The organism is Saprospira grandis (assembly GCF_027594745.1).
GTDB classification, from domain to species: domain Bacteria; phylum Bacteroidota; class Bacteroidia; order Chitinophagales; family Saprospiraceae; genus Saprospira; species Saprospira grandis.
This window is the reverse complement of sequence record NZ_CP110854.1, coordinates 2,345,919-2,363,457: the sequence shown is the minus strand read 5'-3', so window position 1 is coordinate 2,363,457 and position 17,539 is coordinate 2,345,919. Positions and strand designations below refer to the sequence as shown.

Below are 17,539 nucleotides of genomic sequence, written 5' to 3'. Positions count from 1 at the left end.
GGTTGCTGCTCATTTTTTATGCCTATACCAAAACAATCCCTAGGCGTTTGGCCAATTCTTGTTCCTTGATGCCAAATTCGGCAGCTAGTGTCTGAAGCTCGACCAAAATGCGGTCCTGCTCCTCACTTTCTATTCCTTGTGGGCGTTTTTGGGCCGCCAACATCAGGTTTTTGGCGGTATGCTGGCCCGAAATAAACTCAAAGGCCTTGGCCTGATAGCCCTGATGTTCTAATAATAAGGCCCGTATGCTATCGGTTAATAGCTCGGCTTGTCGCTCTTGAAAAATGCCCTGTTTGAGCGGAAAGCGCCATTGTGGAGCCACCGCTTGAATCTGTTGGCGAACTTCTTTATGGCAGCAGGGCGCTACCACTAATAGCTCGGCCCCTTGCAAAAGGCCCTTATGCAGCGCATAATCTGTAGCGAGATTACAAGCATGCAAGGCAATTAAAACATCTATTTTTAGCTCCTTGGGAAAGTCGGCAATATCCATAGCCATAAAGCGGATATTTTGCTGCCAGCCTAGTGTATGACTCAACTGCTGGCAAAACTCCACCAGTTCGGGCCGAAGCTCTACCCCCAAAAGCTCCACTTCTTGGCCTTGCTGCATAAGAAAATCCACCAAGGCGAAACTAAGGTAGCCCTTACCACTGCCCATATCGACAATGCGCAAGCTTTCTTTTTGGCCCAGCAAGTTGGTTTGTTCCAATTGGGCCTGCATAATTTCTACATACTTATTGATCTGCCGAAACTTATCCTGCTGCTTGTCCTTGACCCTTCCCTTGGCATCTGTAATGCCCAAGGCCTGCAAAAAGGGCCGATCGGCAGTAATGAGATATTGCTTTTTGCGGTTATGGCTAAGCGGAGCGGGAGCGGCCTTTTGGGCCATTTTTTTCCGTTGCAAACGAGCCTTTCCTCTGCGGTTAAAGAGCAGTTGAATCTCCTCTGTGGTCGTTTTCATATAAGCGGCTTTATACTCTTTTAGCCAAGCTTGCAGCTGCTGCTCTAATTCTGCCAGCAGATAGTTTTTGACCTTATCCTGTGTAGGATAGCGATAGGTAGCTTGTAGGGCCAAGCCTTTTTTCAGGGCAATAGGACGGCCCAAAATCTTCTGGGCGCAGCCTTCTGCCCCCTTACTTAAGCTTAGTTTGATTAGATTTTTTTGGGCCAAAGCCGCTGAAAGCAATTGTATAAATTGCTGGATTGCAGTATCTTTTTCAGACATAAATCTTCCTCTGATGCAAAAACTAAAGAATAACAGACTACCCGATTTGAGCAGCGGCCTCAAAATACTAATTTTATTAGTTCTTTGTTTCCAAACCACTAGTCTTTGGGCAGAATGGCAGCAGGAGCCCCCGGCGGCCCAGTCTTTCCGCTGGCGCTTAGCCATAGCTTGGGGGCTAGCGCTTTTGGGGGCGGGGCTTTATGTAGTTCTGCCCGCAGTTAGCTTTTTGCTTTTGTTTATTGCTGGCGGCTGGGCGGTTTCTGCCATAGCGCTTTTCTTTAATCGGAACAAAAAGATTAGGCAGGGTTTGCGCCTTTGGGCCTATAGTCTGTGTAGTTTATTATTCTATATCGGGGCCAGTTTTGGGAGCTATTGGCTTATCCTGACGGCCCCAGGCTATAGCATTTACTTTGCGCTAATGAGCTTGTCCCTACATCTTTTTCTCAGTCTTATTTTCTTGGGCATTTTGGTCTATGCCCTTTGGCTTTGGCCCTATTTGGAAACTAGAGACTAATTATTTGGGGCTGCCCACTCGCTTCGCTCGGGTCGGGCTGTTTCGCAGCTCGCTCTTCGCTCGGCCCTGCGCCGCTTTCAGCGGCTTGGTCTGGCCTGACGGCCACTGCTGTCCATCCCTCAGCCAGATTTAATTGCGCTGCTTTGGCCATCTTTGTTATGAATTTTTGGCTAGGCTAGCTATTTTTTAAGGGCATAGCCTTCGCTATGGTCGAGAAAAATAGGGCCGACTAGCCGAAAATTGCTACAAACTATAAAAGTGAGTGTGATTAAATCTGGCTATTACCTGCGGCCCTAACGGGCCTGTAGAACGCAGAAAAAACTAATGTGAAAACCAAAGCAGACCAATAGACGCCCTAAAATGGCCACGAACAACTAATTGTTTTAGGCCCAGACTTGGGCCAGCCAATCCTCGGCAATCCTAAGGTGCTTGGCCTGTTTTTCTGGGCTCATTTTATCCCAAAGGCGGACCATCATCGCCATGCGATAATTTTTTAAGAAGACCGCTCTATACTTTTGAATGAAGCGCCAGTACAGGCCGTCCCAAATGGCCATCCAATCCCCTTTGGGGAAGTCGCTCATTTTGCGAATATAATTGGAGCCCGAAATATAGGGTTTGCTGCAAATGAGGCCTCCATCGGCAAACTGACTCATGCCGTAAATATTCGGGACCATCACCCAATCGTAGGCATCTATATAGTGCTCCATAAACCAGCGATAGACTTCATCGGGATGAATTTCGCAGAGGAGGAAGCAGTTGCCCAAGAGCATAAGGCGTTCTATATGGTGGTTGTAGGCCCTAGCTTTCAGCTTTTGAATGGCATGGTCCAAAGGCAGCAGGCCTGTTTTTCCATTATAAAAAACAGCGGGCATAGGGCGTTTGGTAAAGCCCCAAAAGTTGGAACTTCGCTCTTTGCGGCCTTCTCGCTCATAGATGCCTCGCATATATTCTCTCCAGCCCATTATTTGCCGAATGAAGCCCTCTAAGGAGTTGAGGGGGAAATTTTCTTCTTCATGAGCGGAGAGTGCCGCCGAAACTACCTCTTGGGGCGAGAGCAAGCCCAAGTTAATATAAGGGCTCAGCATAGAATGAAAGAGTTGGCTACCTCTTCGGCTCATAGCATCTTCATAGGGACCAAAAAGGGCCATGCGATCTTTTAGGAAAAGGGCCAGAGCTCGTCTGGCCTCGGTCCTTGTTGTGGCATAGCAAAAGGGCTCGGCCTTGCCTAGGTTTTTGCCAAAATATTGCCTCACATAAGCTTTGGCATCGGCCAGATAGTCGTCTTCTAGGGGTTGGTACTCTGGGGGAATAGCTTGTTTGACGGGCAGTTTTTTTCTATTCTCTGCATCTAGGTTCCATTTTTCGCCCCAGGGCTGGCCCTCTGCATCTAACATGATTTTCCATTCTTTGCGCAAATTGATATAGAAATCATTCATAAAATAGCGCTTTCCGAAGGCAGTATCTAGGGCCTTGAGCGAGAGCATAAAATTGGGATTCTCGAATATCTTGAGCTGAAAACCTGCAGTTTTGGCCCCTTCTTTTAGCCTTTGCAGCAGCCAGTCGTCGCTAGGGTGGCTAAGTTGGAGCTGGCTGCCTTTGGGCCAATTTTGCTCGGCCAGCCAATCGCCAATATGGTCCAACTCGAAGGCTTGGATATAGTGGAGCTGATGCCCCTGCGCCCGCAGCTCATCGGCATAGGCGCGCATACTGGCCCGATGCAAAATGAGCTTTTGCTTATGAAAATTATACTGTTTGAAAAAGAGCGGCAGCTCTATTAGATAGACCTGCTCTACCCCAGCTAGGGCGGCGGGCTGCTCATATAGTTGGTGCGGAAAAACGAGGGCTATTTTCATCTTTTTGTTTGCCTTAACAGTTTCTCTGGGCTTTTGTTTGCCTAGTTCGGCGGCCGAAGCGGGCCGCTATGCCTTAGTAGCATTGATGAGCGGCCCAGCGCTGCGCAGCCGTGGCCCGCAGGGCCAGACCCAAGCCGCCGCAGGCGGCTGCAGGGCCGAGCAGACCTGCGAGCGGCGCAGCATAGCGGCGGCCAGCTTGCTGGCCGCGGGCCCCAAAAAAACATCGCCTGTCTTCTGATGAAAACAGGCGATGAATAAGCATTAAGCCGACTGGATTAGCGATGAATAATCAATTTGCGGCTCTGTTGTTTTTGGTCCAATTGCAGACGCAAATAGTAGACGCCAGCGGGCAGATCGCGGAGATCAATTTGCTGCTGCCAGTTTTGCGTTACGGTATATTGGCGCAACTGCTGGCCCAAAGTATTGACCAAAGAAAGCTGGGCCTGTTCTGCCTGCTGCTCCAACTGCAACTGCACAAAGCAAGTTTGGCTGGCGGGATTGGGGAATACCTCAAACAAAGCAAGGCCGTCAATCGCCTCCACCGCCGTGGGTTGGATACAGAAAGCGCGGCTGGTAGAATCGGTGAAATTCGCTCCCATTTCGGCCAAGACCGTACCTGAAGTATCGCTTAGCAGAAAGTTTCCAGTATTCTGTCCATCATTCAAACCATCTCCATAGCTATCATAGATAATGAAGGTATAGCAACCCTCGGGCAGACAATTGGCCAAGCTAAAGGTTTGGTTGGCCGTACCATCTTGATAAGGGCCACCGCTAGCGATCGGGAAGTTCTGTGCATTGAGGATTTCCCAAGTTGTTTCGCTACCAAAGTTATCGGTAGTAATGGCTACAGTTACATCTTGGCCCGGACTCACATAGGTAAAGCTAGTGGCTGCTGTATTATTGCTCAAATCGCCATCGGTTTGTCCGTTGGGTGCTGTTAGCTCGACACTATAGCTGTGTGTTCCTGCGGCTACGCTAATCTGCGGCAGGCTCACTGTAGCCGTGGCGTTGGTGGCTAGGTTGCCGCTCCAGTTGAAGCTTTGCGGGCTGCCGCCATCTAGGGTATAGTTGATCGTTAGGCTAGTTAGAGCGCTAGCGCCAAAGTTGGCAATTTCGATTTCGGGAACAAAATCGCCTTGATTACAATAGCGGCCCGAAAGGTTAGTAATGTCCAAAATAGCGGCATCATTTGCATTGCTAGGCGCAGCTACACAAACCTGTAGGCCCCAGCTATCTAGGCTTCCGCCGTCTTGGTTGGCCCCATCCGAAACGCTGAGGGTCCAGGTTCCTGCAGGGTTTTGGCCATTGAAAACAGACAAAAGGTCCTCGGCCTGATATGTTCCTCCTCCAACAGGTGGACAAGGCAATTGGCTGCTAGCCGCAGCATCATCAAAGTTAAGATCAAAATCATCATCGCTTCCGCAAATTTGGGCAAAAAGCGTAGCGCTGCTATTGCTAGGGCTGCTCAACACAAAGGTCAAATCAGAAACCCAAGAGTGCGTGCCCGTCAAGTTCACCACATTCAAATCAATAATGCTTCCCGCATTGGGGATATTGATATTGGAGCTAATAGTGGGCGCTCCTGAAGCTGGAATAGCAATGGGTAGATCGGCGGCGGCATAAATATTACAGTCGGCTGTAGTAAACTCAAAGACAGCAGAGTTGGGCGAATTGCTACAGGCATTACTTGCCGACACTCGCCAGTAGTAAGTCGTATTAGAGCTCAGGTTGCCAGAAGTATAGCTAGGGCTGCTGAGGTTGCTGGCCGACTCTACAATGTTTGTAAAGTTAGCATCTGTAGCGATCTCAATGCCGAAGCTTTGGCCTGCGCTACTGCTGGCGGTCCAGCTAAAGTTAGCGGGACTAATCACGCCTTGGGCTTGGTTAGCGGGCAGTTGAGGGCTAGGCGCGGCCAAACTACCATCCAAAACCGAAAGCATCAAGTTGAGGCTTTGCGTATCCGAAGCATTCTGAGCGATGAGATTAAGGCTATAGTCTCCAGCTGCCGCATTGCCCAAAGCAATCGATAAAGTCGTGGTATCTGTGGGCGTAATATTGGCATTGCCAAAGCTGGCCGTAGCGCCTGTTGGCAGGCCTGTTAGACTAAGTTGAACGGGGTCGGTATAGCCCAAAAGTCCAGTTACCGTCACAAAATAGCTGCCGTTGCTATTGGGGCAGCCCGCTAGGCTATCCATAGCTACAGAGAGGTTGTAGCCAAAGCTAGCGCCTGTGATTTCAAAATCATTATCTGAAATGTCAAAGAAGTTACCTCCGCTAGCTCTAACCATAATGCGGCAAGTGCTAGAGGGGGTGTTGGGGACCGTAATCACTTCGGAGCCATCATTGGCAGTAGCTGTAGCGAGTACAGTGGGATAGGTCAAACCACCATCGGTAGACAATAAAATATCCACTAGGGTACAGTTTACGGGCGCATTATTCGTATTGGCCACATCCCATTGCACGGTTTCTTGGGTGGTGCCGATCCAGCTAATGCCTGTAGCTGAGGGGTAGTTAATAATAAAAGGACCAGAGTTAGCATCTACATTGACCGAGAGGTCCACATGATCGGTACAGCCGCCCCCGCTTGCATTATCGCGCACCGTTAGGCGGAAATTATAGCTTCTAGATACAGAAGAAAGGACCTCCCAAGTTGGGCTGATGCCTGCGCTTAGGTCGGCCAAATTGGGAAAATAGCGAGTAGGATTACTGCTTGGCGAAATCGAACGGAAGCTAGGCCCTACCGTAGCAGTAGGTAGAGGGGGCATAGTGGCCGTTTGGTTATCCATTTGCTCCCAGCAATAGGTCAATACATCGGCGGTGTCTTGGTCCTGTGCATCTCCTGTGAGGAAGAAAGGCGTATTGGCTGGAATCACTAGGGTGTTTGTACTATTATTGACCACTGGCGAATTGTTAGCCAAGGGGGTTGTTGTGGGGCAGCTATGTCCGCTGCTCGTAATAAAGGCCCCCATTTCTTCTAAGGATACCCCATGAAAATGGTCGTCGCTATTATTTTGCACATTGGGTGCACAAATGCCCGCATAGCCCATGATAGTCGAGGCGCTGCCCGGCTCCATCGCCGTGGCGCCATTGCGGTTACAAGCATTGTTTTGGGTATGGTTGGCCCCAAACTGATGCCCCATTTCATGGGCCACATAGTCAATATCAAAGGGGTCGCCAACAGGGTTAGCGCTACCGGTTACCCCACCCGCCTTATTGTTATTACAGACCGATTGTAGGTAGGCCACTCCCCCACCGCCGGTAGAAAACACATGGCCAATATCGTAGTTGGCGGTACCAATAGAATCATCGCAGATCGTCTGGTTTTCGCCCAACATGGCCCCACCGCTCGCATTGCTATAGGGGTCGGTGCTTCCATTGGTATAAATAATTTTATAGTTATCGGCCACAATGACCATCCGAACGGCCAAATCTCTTTCATAGACGGCATTCACACGGTTCATAGACACCACCTGAGCGGCCAAGGCATCGGCTACGGTTCCCCCATGAAACTGGGTATATTCGCCAGTGGCGGCTAGGGCCAGACGGTAGGTACGTAGCTCACAGCTACCAAAAGACTTAGGCAAAAGTGGGCGCTTATTCGTTTGGCCTTTGCTCATAGGCGTTTCGGTTTGGCAGCTAAAATTCTTGGCTACCGTAGAGCGGAAATCGCTGCGGTAATAGACCTGATAATAGCGCTTGTCTCCCTTAAAATAGACAGGATCAATAAAGATTGTGGGCCCATCGGCCTGCAAAATCATGGCATGAAAGCCAGCAGGCGTGAGGTCAAAGCGAAGCGATTTACTAGGGTCCGTAACCCCTCGCCCATTAAAGGTTTGGATATCGGGAAAACGCTCCGATAGGGCCGCTTCCATAATCGGAGACTCCTGTATATCAAAGCTCTGCATACTGCCATCGGGCATCGGCAGGCTGATGAGGGTCTGGCTCATTTGCGCAATAGGCGTAAACTCCATAGGAGCCGCATCTAGTAGCTGCTGCAATTGGTCCAAATCTAATTGATAATAAGCTGCGGCCTGCGGCTGAATATAACGAACGCCCAAAACGGGAATGCTCGCCTCTGTTTGGCTTTGCCAAAGCTCTTGCCCCTGAGCCCATAAGCCCGTCAGCATCAAACAGCTAAGAAAAATAGTGGATAAAATGCGCATAAGCATTGTTTTTTGGTTGATGATAGCGCAATTTACAAACAATAATTTTGCAGCAACAAGCTTACGGATATTTTATTTTGATTATAGGTCTAGTCTATTTAGGGTTTGGGGCGTTACTCCTTTCAGTCGTCGAAGACGCCCTAAAGGGCTTGTTGTCGCAGCTCGCTGTTGTTTTGGGGCCTCCGCTGCGGCTTCGCCTTGCGGCGCTACGTTTCGCAGCTCGCAGGTCTGCTCGGCCCTGCGGCCTGACGGCCTGGGTCTGCGGCTGCGCCGCACTGCTGCACATCGCTAGGCCGTTTGGCCTTCGGCCATAGCTGCAGGTTGAAACCCGCAGCCAGATTAGGACCCAATCAGCTAGCTCTTTATCGCCTCTTGGCCTGCAGCTTAAAAGCCGCAGGTCCTGAAAAACCCAAGCCCCTGCCTTCTATCACCAAAGCAGGGGCTTTTAAGCTCTTGCGGCGAGAAAGATGATGGCCCAACAAGATTGGCTGCGGCCTTTAGGCTGCAGATATCGGCGAAGCCGCCATGGCCAAAGGCCAAATACCCCATCAAAACCTTTATGCCCTATTTGACAGAGATCAAATACCCCATCAAAACTTTTATGCCCTATTTGACAGAGATCAAACAGCCCATCAAAACCTTTATGCCCTATTTGACAGAGATCAAATACCCCATCAAAACCTTTATGCCCTATTTGACAGAGATCAAACAGCCCATCAAAACTTTTACGCCCTATTTGACAGAGATCAAATACCCCATCAAAACTTTTATGCCCTATTTGACAGAGATCAAACAGCCCATCAAAACCTTTTTGCCCTATTCGCAATTTGTGAAATGGCAATTGTAAAGCAGGGGTATGCTATTCGCAACTGCAAAACGGCATTTGTAAAGCGGGGGATGCTATTCGCAATTTGTGAACCCGTAGATCAAGACTTTAATGGACCATTCCAAAAACTCGTCCTACAGGCCCAAAGGGCCGCAGGCCTAGGGGCCTGAAAGGGTGGCCGAAGGCCAGACCGAGCCGCTGAAAGCGGCGAAGGGCCGAGCAGACCTGCGAGCCCTGCAAGGGCCCGGCCGCCAAAGGCGGCAGGCCCCAAAACAATCTCCTAAAGGCATAAAAAAAGGCCCAAACCCTAAGATTTGGACCTCTAACTATTATACTTTGCGAAATAGGCTACTGCTTTCTAAACTTTTGATAAAAAACCTCTTGCTGTTCGTTTTCTAATTGTAGGATATAGAGTCCTGCAGGCAAATTGGGGACGGCAATCTGGTAGTTTTCTTGGCTGTTGTTTAGGCTTCCTTGCTGGACCAACTGCCCATTGAGTTGATAAATGGCGTAGCGCAAAAGGGGCTGCTGGCTCTGTAGATAAAACTGCGCTTGAGTGGGGTTGGGAAATAGTTTAACCTGCGGAGCATTTTGGGCCATAGAAGGGTCGGCCAATTGGGCTACGGTAGTAATGAGGCTCTGGCAGCCCCATTCCTCTTGCACCTCATCAATGAGTACACCCCGTTCATCATCTTGGTAGCAGACTAGCTCCGTAGTTTGGCCCTGAATGTAAACATTAGGGTCACAAAGGCGTAGATTGGGATAAGGGAAAAAAGTAGTTTCGCCGCCGATATTGTGAATGATTTTGCCCTTAAAATACTGATTAGTACTATCCTCTAGGATGCTAGAAGAAATATTGTAATAAGAGCGTTTAAAGGCCCATTGGCCCAGAGTTAAGGTATCTTGCTCCAAAATGGCTAAAGTATCTTGCAGCGGGTAATTACTATTGTTTCCGCAGGCATTTCGGTGCTGCTGAATAGCTAAACTATCGCCCACTAAGGCCGAAAAATCATGCAAGAGATAAAACTGCTGGCTGTCGGCCAGATAGAAATAAATGCTATCATTTTGCTCATAGAGAAACTCATCATTCTGCCAGCTAATCGTATGTCCAGCAATATAGGGCTGCTGGTTTTGGTATTGATAGTCATAGGCCACTCGATCGTGGCGAATCTTTTTGACCGCCTGCCCATTGAGCAGCGTATCTTTTTCATAGCTAAACATGCTATAATGCGGGAAATACATCTGCACCGCATGCTTATAGACCCAGATACTGCCAGTAGGGCAAAAGCCGCTGGTATCTTGTTGTTGGGCCAGTAGGCCTTGAGAAATAAGAAAGAGGAGGATAAATAAAATCTGTTTCATATTCTTTGCGATTTAATTTGGGATAAAGTTATGTTTTTTTTTTACAACAGTAATTTTAAGGCATAAAAAAACAGCCAACACCCTAAGCTATTGACTGTTTTACTGCCATGCGGCTATGCTAACTAGGCCTTGAGTTGAGCAATCAGCTCTTCTAAGCTAGCGCTAGACTGTTCTCCCGTTTCCATATTCTTCAGTTGGAGCTGGCCGCTTGTTCTTTCGCTCTCGCCAATAATGACCACTTTTTGCAGCCCTCTTTTGTTGGCATACTTCATCTGCTTTTTAAACTTGGCCGCTTCTGGATAAATATCGGCCTTGATGCCAGCGGCTCGGCAAGCTTGTAGGCAGCTAAAGCCATACTTGAGCGAGTCTTCATCCATACAGAGGAAAAACAGCTCGACCTCATCGGCGGGGATCTGCTCAAAGCGGCCCAATTCCTCCATCACATCAAAGATGCGGGCGGCCCCAAAAGAGCAACCTACGCCCGAGTTTCCTTCCCAGCCAAAGACTGCGGTCAGGTTATCATAGCGTCCTCCGCCGCCAATGCTGCCCATCTTGACCTTTTCTTGGCCGGGGGCAGTTGTATCGACCACCACCTCAAAGATGCAGCCGGTGTAGTAGCTCAGGCCACGGGCCAGGCTAAAGTCAAGGACCAAATTATTGCTAAAGCTATAGCCCTCTAGGAAAGCCAGCACCTCTTGCAGCTCGGCAATGCCCTTTTGGCCCACTTCATTAGTTGGCCCAAAAAGCTCGGCTAGTTCCTCTAGGCTTTTGGCCTGAATAGCGGCTTGGATTTGCTGTTGTTGCTGCTCGTCTAGGCCTAGTTTTTCTAGTTCTTGGGCCACGCCTTTCCACTCAATTTTGTCCAGCTTATCGATAGCTACGGTAATGGGCATAAAGAGCTCAGGCTGGCCAATCATTTGGGCCAAGGCCTCTAGGAGTTTGCGGTTATTGAGGCGAATATCGACCTTCACATCAAATTCGGCAAAAGCCTGATCGTAAACCTGGAGGAGTTCGGCCTCATAGAGCAGAGAGTCCGAGCCAATCACATCCACATCACACTGATAAAACTCTCTGTATCGGCCTTTTTGGGGGCGGTCGCCTCGCCAAACGGGCTGAATTTGATAGCGCTTAAAGGGAAAGGCAATATCGTTGCGGTTGAGGACCACAAAGCGGGCAAAGGGAACGGTCAGGTCGTAGCGCAAGCCACGGCTAGCGATCAGCGGGCTAAGGGCGGCACTATCTTTCTCGGCCAAAATCTTTTCGAGTTCCTCGGGGCTGCTTTGTTTGCGCACCTCTTTCCCATTGAGGTAATCGCCATTATTGAGGATCTTAAAGAGCAGTTGGTCGCCTTCATCCCCATATTTGCCCTGTAGGGTACTGAGCATTTCTAGGGCCGGCGTTTCAATTTCCTGAAAGCCAAAGCGGCTAAAAATATCGCGGAGCGTATTAAAAATATATTTGCGTTGACGGAGCTGCAAAGGACCAAAGTCGCGGCTACCTTGTACTAATTTCGGTTTCATGATATATAATAGGTATAACAGTCAAAAATAAGATGGAAAAATCGATCGCCTAATGATGCGTCCAACCTTGGGCCACCAAATCCATCAACTTGCCGCCCTTGGTTTGTAGGCGGATGCCATCTGCGGCGGGCACCATTTCCCCAATGATGGAAATATCCATATTGTACTTAATTTTATCGGCATCTTTGGGGTTGATGCAAAACAGCAGCTCATAATCTTCGCCGCCATGCATAGCACAAACCAAGGGGTCCAGATTAAAATCTAGGGCTTTGCGGTAGACCTTTTCCTTAATCGGCACATGCACTTCTTCGAGCAAGAGCCCTAGGCCCGATTGCTTACAAAGGTGTAGCGCCTCCGAAGAGAGTCCGTCCGAAATATCAATCATAGCGGTGGGGACCAGCTTTTGCTCCTCAAAAAAGGCAATAATATCTTGGCGAGCTTCGGGCTTGAGTAGGCGGCCCACCAGCTCCTCTTCGCCATCAAAATCGGGTTCCATATCGGGCTGCTCCATAAAGATTTGCTTTTCTCTTTCTAGCAGCTGAAGGCCCAAATAAGCGCCGCCCAAATGCCCAGTTACACAAAGCAAATCGCCAGCTTTGGCCCCACGGCGGTAGACCACCTTATCGGCGGCTTGTTCGCCCATAATCGTCAGGCTAAGCACCAATCCTTTGAGTGAAGAAGTGGTATCTCCGCCCACCAGATCAACGCCATAAATATCGCAAGCAAGCTGAATGCCCGCATACAATTCCTCCATAGCTTCTACCGAAAAACGATTAGATAGGGCCATGTTGACCAACAACTGCTTGGGGCGAGCATTCATGGCATAGATATCTGAAAAATTGACCACAGCCGCCTTATAGCCCAAATGTTTTAGGGGCGTATAGGCCAAATCAAAATGGATTCCCTCTACCAGCATATCGCTAGAGACTAGGGTTAGTGGACCTTCCGAAGCATAGCGAATGGCGGCGGCATCATCGCCCACCCCCTTAATCGTAGAAGCATGCTTATGCGCAAAGGCCTTTGTTAGATGGTCAATCAAACCAAATTCTCCCAATTCTTTCAGTTCTGTTCGCTTCATAGCTATTCAATCGTCTTAATAATTTTTAATTTTTTTTGGGGCTGCCCCTCCCGCTGGGTTGAAACCCAGCGCAAAGCGGTATCGCTTTGCGAAGCTATACAAAATGAGGGTTAAAACCCTCATGAGTTATCGGTCGGGTCGGGCTGTTTCGCAGCTCGCAAGTCTGCTCGGCCCTGCGCCGCCTTTGGCGGCTGGGTCTGGCCTACGGCCACTGCTGTCCATCCCTCAGCCAGTCGCTGCGCTCCTTTGCGGCTCGCTTCGCTCGCCTTATTTGGACCAACCAAAAAGGGGCTTAGCGCATCTCTTTAATGAAAGGGTTCATTTTGCGTTCTCGGCCCACGGTCGTTTTGGGTCCATGTCCCGAATAGACTACGGTTTCATCGGGCAAAGGTAAAATCTCCTCCTTAATAGATTGCATAAGGATCTCATAATTTCCGCCAGGCAAATCGGTTCGGCCAATGCTACCAAAAAAGAGCACATCTCCCGCGAGGAGCAGATGGTCCTTTTCCGAATAAAAGCAAAGGCTAGCGGGCGAGTGGCCGGGGCAATAGAGCAGCTTAAAGCTCGTTTGGCCAAAGCTAAAGGTCTCGCCTCCTTTGAGCAGTTTATTCGGTTTTGGAGAAGGCGTAACATTGGGCACCCCATATTGTTGGGCCACTCTAGGAAAAGCCTCGAGCATAGCGGCCTCGCCTTCGGGTACATAGAGGGGAATATCCCAAGTTTTGCAGGCAAAGGCATTTCCAAAGACATGGTCCAAATGGCAATGCGTATTCACTACAGCCTCGGGCTTAAGGCCCCTTTCCTCAATATACAGCTTCAGGCGATTTTGTTCTTGGGCGGTGTAGCAGCCAGGGTCTACAATGATACATGCCTTGCTTTGGTCATATACTATATATGTATTTTCCTGAAACATATTAAAAGTGAAAGCTTGAACCACAGCCATAATTCCTTATTTTAAGATAGTTTTAAACGCTAGCTTTTGGCCCAAAAACAGCCAAAAGCGACCTTTTGCCGCAAAAATACGTTTATTTAAGCAGAGAACCGATTTTATTGAGGCCCTAAAATTGTGGGCAATGGGCCTAGGGCCCTACTTTTGGGTCCTACAGGCGAGCGCAGCGAGCCGCAGAGGAGCGAAGCGACTGGCCTACTGGCCTGTAGCCGTGCCGCCGCAGGCGGCAGACCAAAGCGCTGAAAGCGCTGCAGGGCCGAGCAGACCTGCGAGCGGCGCAAGGGCAGGGCCGCCGAAGGCGGCAGGCCCCAAAAAAACAACCTCATTGGCCTCATTTAGAAATACCATAGCAGCACCAACTTATGCGACAACATCCCTACCTCTACCTTTTCTTTATTTTTCTATGGGCGGCCCCTCAGTTTGTGGCGGCTCAATTGGTCAGTTCTGACTTTGGGCAAAACCGTTTGCAGCGGGAGCAGTACCAATGGAAGCGTTATGAGACCTTAAATTTCACCTTCTATTATCATAGCCAGCAAGAGGGCTTGATGAAGACGCTTTTGCCCATGGCCGAGCAAGATTATCGGCAGCTCAAGAGTTTATTTGAGTATCAGATTCGGCAGCCTATCGAGGTCATTGTTTATGATGACTACAGTGATTTGCTACAATCTAATGTGGGTTTATCGGCTCCGGCCTTGCTCAATTCGGGCCAGCAGGTCTATTTAGACAAAAAGCTATTGGTTCATTTTGATGGCAACCACCAAAAGCTGCACAAAAACCTGCGGGAGGGCATTGCTCGGGCGGTACTCAACCGCATGCTATTTGGGTCTAATTTGCAAGAAATCGTGCAGAACTCGGTCCTTTTAGAACTGCCCGATTGGTTTACGGAGGGCCTAATTGCCCATGCTGTAGAAGAATGGAGCACAGAAAAAGACGATCAGCTTCGGGAGGCCCTTTTATCGGCTCGTTATGCCAACTTTTTAGAATTGGCCGAGGAGCATCCGCAGTTGGCGGGCCAATCCTTATTTCATTATATCGCCCGCAATCATGGCAAGGCCACCGTATCGAACTTGTTGTATCTCAGCCGCATCAATCATAGCATTGAGGCGGGCTTTCGCTATGCCTTTGGCAGTAGTTTTTATACGGTAGCGGGCAGCAGTTGGTACAAATACTTCATGCAGCGCTATGAGAGTGACAATTTGGGCAAATTATTTCCGAATGCGGGAGAGCTCAAAGTGAATGTGGGCAAAAAGGCCATTAGTCAGTTGGTTTTGGCCCCCAATGCCAAGCAGCTGGCCTATGTAAAGCAGAAATTGGGCAAACAGCAAGTTGTTTTGCAGCAGACCGAAAGCCAGAAAGCCAAAATCGTTTGGCGACAAGGGGCCAAGGACTACAGCAACCGCAGCGATCAGCATTATCCGCTTTTGGCTTGGCGCAACGACCAAGAGCTCGCCATTGTATTTGAGCGGGCCGAGAAGGTCTATTTGCAATTTTTGAATACCGCCACGGGCAAGCTAGGCAAGGCCCAAGAAATAAAAGACATTGAGCGGGTGGGCCATATTAGTCATTATCAGGGCAGTCAGTTTTTGCTATCGGCTCAGGCCGAGGGACAAAGTGATTTGTTTTTGTATAGTAATGGGCAGGCCAAAAACCTGAGCCAAGATGCCTGGGATGATTTGAGTCCAACCGTAATGAGTTTTCAAGGTAAAAAGGGAGTTTTATTTAGCTCTAACCGCCCAGAGGCCAAGATGAAACTCCCCTTGGGCCAGCAACTGCCCTTGCTTCAGTTTGATCTCTTTTTCTTGCCATTGGAGGAAAAAGGAGCGCCCATTCGCCTGACCAACAGCTTTTTGGTCAATGAGAAAAACCCTCAGGCCTTGGGCGATGGGCAGTTTAGCTTCCTCAGCGATCAATCGGGAATTTACAACCGCTATATTGGCCAGATAGATAGTGTATTATTGGGCCAGCAAGTAGTGGGCTACCCCAAATCGGGAGAAGCGCCTATTGTCTTGCCCTTAGATAGCAGCTTTAGCGCAGCCGATAGCAGCCAGATGGATAGTTTTGGACAGCAGCCCCTTTATGGCTGGCAAACAAAGCTCATGGCCAACACCAATTACAGCCGTAGTATTTTGGCCCAAAGCATTACGCCCAATGGTAAAAAAGTAGCCGACCTGCTTTTCCGCGGCGGCGAGTACAAGCTCTTTTTGAGAGATTTGCGTAGCGATAGAGAAATGCAAATGGCGCCTAGTCGCTACCGCCTTATTCTAGAGCGGCAACATGGCCTCCTAAAGCAAAAAGCCAAGAAGCAAAAAGAGAAAACGACAAGCAAAAAGCCCCAAAAAGAAGTACCTCAAACCGATAAGAGTTTGGAGGAAGAGCTCAAGGCTGTAGAAAAAGAAATCAAGGCCGATAGCCTGCCCCCCAACCAAAGCGATACGGCCAAAGTAGATATTGATAACTACTTGTTTCAGACCGAATTTGAGGAGGTGGAAACGCCAAAACTCAACAAAAAGGATAGTACACCCCCAAAAGCCATTGAGCTGGTAGAAGGACAAGATGGCCAAATTGTAGAAAAGGAAACGCCAGAGGAAAAAACCATTAAGGCGCCTCAGCACAAGTTGCTCGTTTTTGATCCCCAAAAAGGCGAAAAGCAGGAAAATAACTTCTTCTTTGAAGGCGTAGCGTTTAACCTAGACAATAGCGTACTCTACAATGGGCTAGACCTCTATTTGGGCGGCCCCTTCCGCCTGCCGCCTCTTAGCCTCTTGGGCCAAATCAACTTTACCGATGCCCTAGAAAACTACCGCCTAGAGCTCGGCATGCGCATCCCCGTTACCTTTGATGGCATGGAGTATTTTCTCAACTTTGAAAACCGCAAGTATCGTCTGGACCAAAAATACAGCCTCTACCGCAGAGGCTTTAGCGAAGACTATGTTTTGGAGGATAGCACGGGGACCATTCAGGAGCAGGTAGAGGGCCGCACCCTCAAGCATTTGGCCATGGCCGAATTTAGCTACCCCCTTGGCCGCTTCCGCTCTATCCGATCTACCCTGAGTTTTCAGGCCGATAGAGTGGCCATCCGCCCCGAGGATTTGGGCAGCCTGAGCGTTCCTATTTATGATGAAAATCGCCTAGGTATTCGCCTAGAATATGTCTATGACAATAGCGTTATTTTGGGCCTCAATGCCCGCAAAGGCTCTAGAATGCGCATTTATGGCGATTATTTTCAGGGGGTTCCCTTTAGCACTGGCGACCGCCTAGGGCAAGTAGCCAATACGCCCACCTTTGCCCTGGGCCTAGATGCCCGCCAATATATTTCATTGGACGATAAAAGCATTTTGGCCTTCCGCTTTGTGGGCGCTAGCTCTTTTGGCCAACAAAAGATTTTGTACAATTTGGGCGGTATGGAAAACTGGCTCTTTAGCAGCCAAACCGAAACCATTCCTCTGCCCGATGGACAAGATTATGCCTACCAAACGGTGGCCGCCAATATGCGCGGCTTCGATGCCAATATCAGAAATGGAAGCTCTTTTGCCCTCATCAATGCCGAATTGCGCATCCCGCTTGCAGAATATTTGGGCAACTCGAACAGCAATTCTAGCATTTTGCGCAACCTACAGCTCACGGGCTTCTATGATGTGGGGACCGCCTGGCAGGGCAGCTCGCCTTTCTCCAAAGACAACCCCCTCAATAGCACCACCATCGACCCCGCCTCTGGGGTAAATGTGGTCTCGCCCATCCGCCTGCGGGTCAATTATTACCGCCGCCCCATTGTGCAGGGCTTTGGTTTTGGCCTGCGTTCGGTGGTTTTGGGCTATTTTGTCAAAGTAGATTGTGGCTGGGGCGTAGAAACTGGCGAGGTCCAACAAGCCAAAATCTACTTATCTTTGGGCAAGGATTTTTAGGGGCCTCCGCTGCGGCTTCGCCTTGCGGCGCTATGTTGCGGGGCTCGCTATTCGCTCGGCCCTGCAGCCGCCGCAGGCGGCTTGGGTCTGGCCTGCGGCCACCCCTCCACAGCGCTAGGCCAATCACAGCCCGCCCCTAGCCCCCCCAGA

The 17,539-nt window shown here is 49.5% G+C and carries 11 protein-coding genes; 4 read left to right on the top strand and 7 right to left on the bottom strand.

Annotation, left to right across the window (positions count from 1 at the left end):
* Window positions 1–22 precede the first annotated feature (22 nt).
* The gene (locus OP864_RS09435) at window positions 23–1,222 is read right to left on the bottom strand and encodes a class I SAM-dependent methyltransferase (protein ID WP_270097955.1); all 1,200 of its coding nucleotides are present in this window, start codon (window positions 1,220–1,222) and stop codon (window positions 23–25) included.
* 13 nt (window positions 1,223–1,235) lie between these two features.
* Here OP864_RS09435 and OP864_RS09430 point away from each other — a divergent pair, with 13 nt between their 5' ends.
* Window positions 1,236–1,736, top strand: a complete 501-nt coding sequence (locus tag OP864_RS09430; RefSeq protein WP_270097954.1) for a hypothetical protein — start codon at window positions 1,236–1,238, stop codon at window positions 1,734–1,736.
* A gap of 383 nt (window positions 1,737–2,119) precedes the next feature.
* Here OP864_RS09430 and OP864_RS09425 read toward each other — a convergent pair whose 3' ends face one another.
* Both OP864_RS09425 and OP864_RS09420 read right to left on the bottom strand, forming a co-directional pair.
* On the bottom strand, window positions 2,120–3,589 hold the full coding sequence (locus tag OP864_RS09425) for a cryptochrome/photolyase family protein (protein WP_270097953.1): 1,470 nt from the start codon (window positions 3,587–3,589) through the stop codon (window positions 2,120–2,122).
* A 275-nt stretch (window positions 3,590–3,864) separates the two neighbouring features.
* On the bottom strand, window positions 3,865–7,752 hold the full coding sequence (locus tag OP864_RS09420) for a reprolysin-like metallopeptidase (protein WP_270097952.1): 3,888 nt from the start codon (window positions 7,750–7,752) through the stop codon (window positions 3,865–3,867).
* Between the two features lie 559 nt (window positions 7,753–8,311).
* On the opposite strand from OP864_RS09420, the gene OP864_RS09415 reads away from it, so the two are divergent.
* Window positions 8,312–8,599, top strand: coding sequence for a hypothetical protein (locus tag OP864_RS09415; protein ID WP_270097951.1), 288 nt, complete (start codon window positions 8,312–8,314; stop codon window positions 8,597–8,599).
* Window positions 8,587–8,748: a hypothetical protein gene (locus tag OP864_RS09410; RefSeq protein WP_270097950.1), complete on the top strand. Its 162-nt coding sequence runs from the start codon at window positions 8,587–8,589 to the stop codon at window positions 8,746–8,748. Before OP864_RS09415 ends, OP864_RS09410 begins: the two co-directional genes overlap by 13 nt.
* A 178-nt stretch (window positions 8,749–8,926) precedes the next feature.
* Here OP864_RS09410 and OP864_RS09405 read toward each other — a convergent pair whose 3' ends face one another.
* The 4 genes from OP864_RS09405 to OP864_RS09390 form a co-directional block, all read right to left on the bottom strand.
* Window positions 8,927–9,940 (bottom strand): T9SS type A sorting domain-containing protein, encoded by a 1,014-nt coding sequence (locus OP864_RS09405; RefSeq protein ID WP_270097949.1) that lies wholly within the window; start codon window positions 9,938–9,940, stop codon window positions 8,927–8,929.
* A gap of 122 nt (window positions 9,941–10,062) precedes the next feature.
* Entirely contained in the window at window positions 10,063–11,460 is a 1,398-nt protein-coding gene (gene hisS / locus OP864_RS09400) for a histidine--tRNA ligase (protein ID WP_270097948.1), read from the bottom strand.
* Between the two features lie 49 nt (window positions 11,461–11,509).
* Complete coding sequence (gene thiL / locus OP864_RS09395; protein WP_270097947.1) at window positions 11,510–12,538, bottom strand: thiamine-phosphate kinase; 1,029 nt, start codon at window positions 12,536–12,538, stop codon at window positions 11,510–11,512.
* A gap of 292 nt (window positions 12,539–12,830) precedes the next feature.
* A complete protein-coding gene (locus OP864_RS09390) occupies window positions 12,831–13,481 on the bottom strand; it encodes an MBL fold metallo-hydrolase (protein ID WP_270097946.1) in 651 nt (216 codons plus the stop codon).
* Window positions 13,482–13,849: 368 nt separating this feature from the next.
* Between OP864_RS09390 and OP864_RS09385 the strand changes: the two genes are divergently transcribed.
* Window positions 13,850–17,389 carry a BamA/TamA family outer membrane protein gene (locus tag OP864_RS09385; protein WP_270097945.1) on the top strand — a complete coding sequence of 1,180 codons (3,540 nt, stop codon included), beginning with the start codon at window positions 13,850–13,852 and terminating at the stop codon, window positions 17,387–17,389.
* Window positions 17,390–17,539 lie beyond the last annotated feature (150 nt).

Bases quoted from the DNA above. Each gene is read 5' to 3' on its own strand.
- OP864_RS09435 (WP_270097955.1), bottom strand. From the start codon at position 1,222: ATGTCTGAAAAAGATACTGCAATCCAGCAATTTATACAATTGCTTTCA.
- OP864_RS09430 (WP_270097954.1), top strand. From the start codon at position 1,236: ATGCAAAAACTAAAGAATAACAGACTACCCGATTTGAGCAGCGGCCTC.
- OP864_RS09425 (WP_270097953.1), bottom strand. From the start codon at position 3,589: ATGAAAATAGCCCTCGTTTTTCCGCACCAACTATATGAGCAGCCCGCC.
- OP864_RS09420 (WP_270097952.1), bottom strand. From the start codon at position 7,752: ATGCGCATTTTATCCACTATTTTTCTTAGCTGTTTGATGCTGACGGGC.
- OP864_RS09415 (WP_270097951.1), top strand. From the start codon at position 8,312: ATGCCCTATTTGACAGAGATCAAATACCCCATCAAAACTTTTATGCCC.
- OP864_RS09410 (WP_270097950.1), top strand. From the start codon at position 8,587: ATGGCAATTGTAAAGCAGGGGTATGCTATTCGCAACTGCAAAACGGCA.
- OP864_RS09405 (WP_270097949.1), bottom strand. From the start codon at position 9,940: ATGAAACAGATTTTATTTATCCTCCTCTTTCTTATTTCTCAAGGCCTA.
- hisS (WP_270097948.1), bottom strand. From the start codon at position 11,460: ATGAAACCGAAATTAGTACAAGGTAGCCGCGACTTTGGTCCTTTGCAG.
- thiL (WP_270097947.1), bottom strand. From the start codon at position 12,538: ATGAAGCGAACAGAACTGAAAGAATTGGGAGAATTTGGTTTGATTGAC.
- OP864_RS09390 (WP_270097946.1), bottom strand. From the start codon at position 13,481: ATGGCTGTGGTTCAAGCTTTCACTTTTAATATGTTTCAGGAAAATACA.
- OP864_RS09385 (WP_270097945.1), top strand. From the start codon at position 13,850: ATGCGACAACATCCCTACCTCTACCTTTTCTTTATTTTTCTATGGGCG.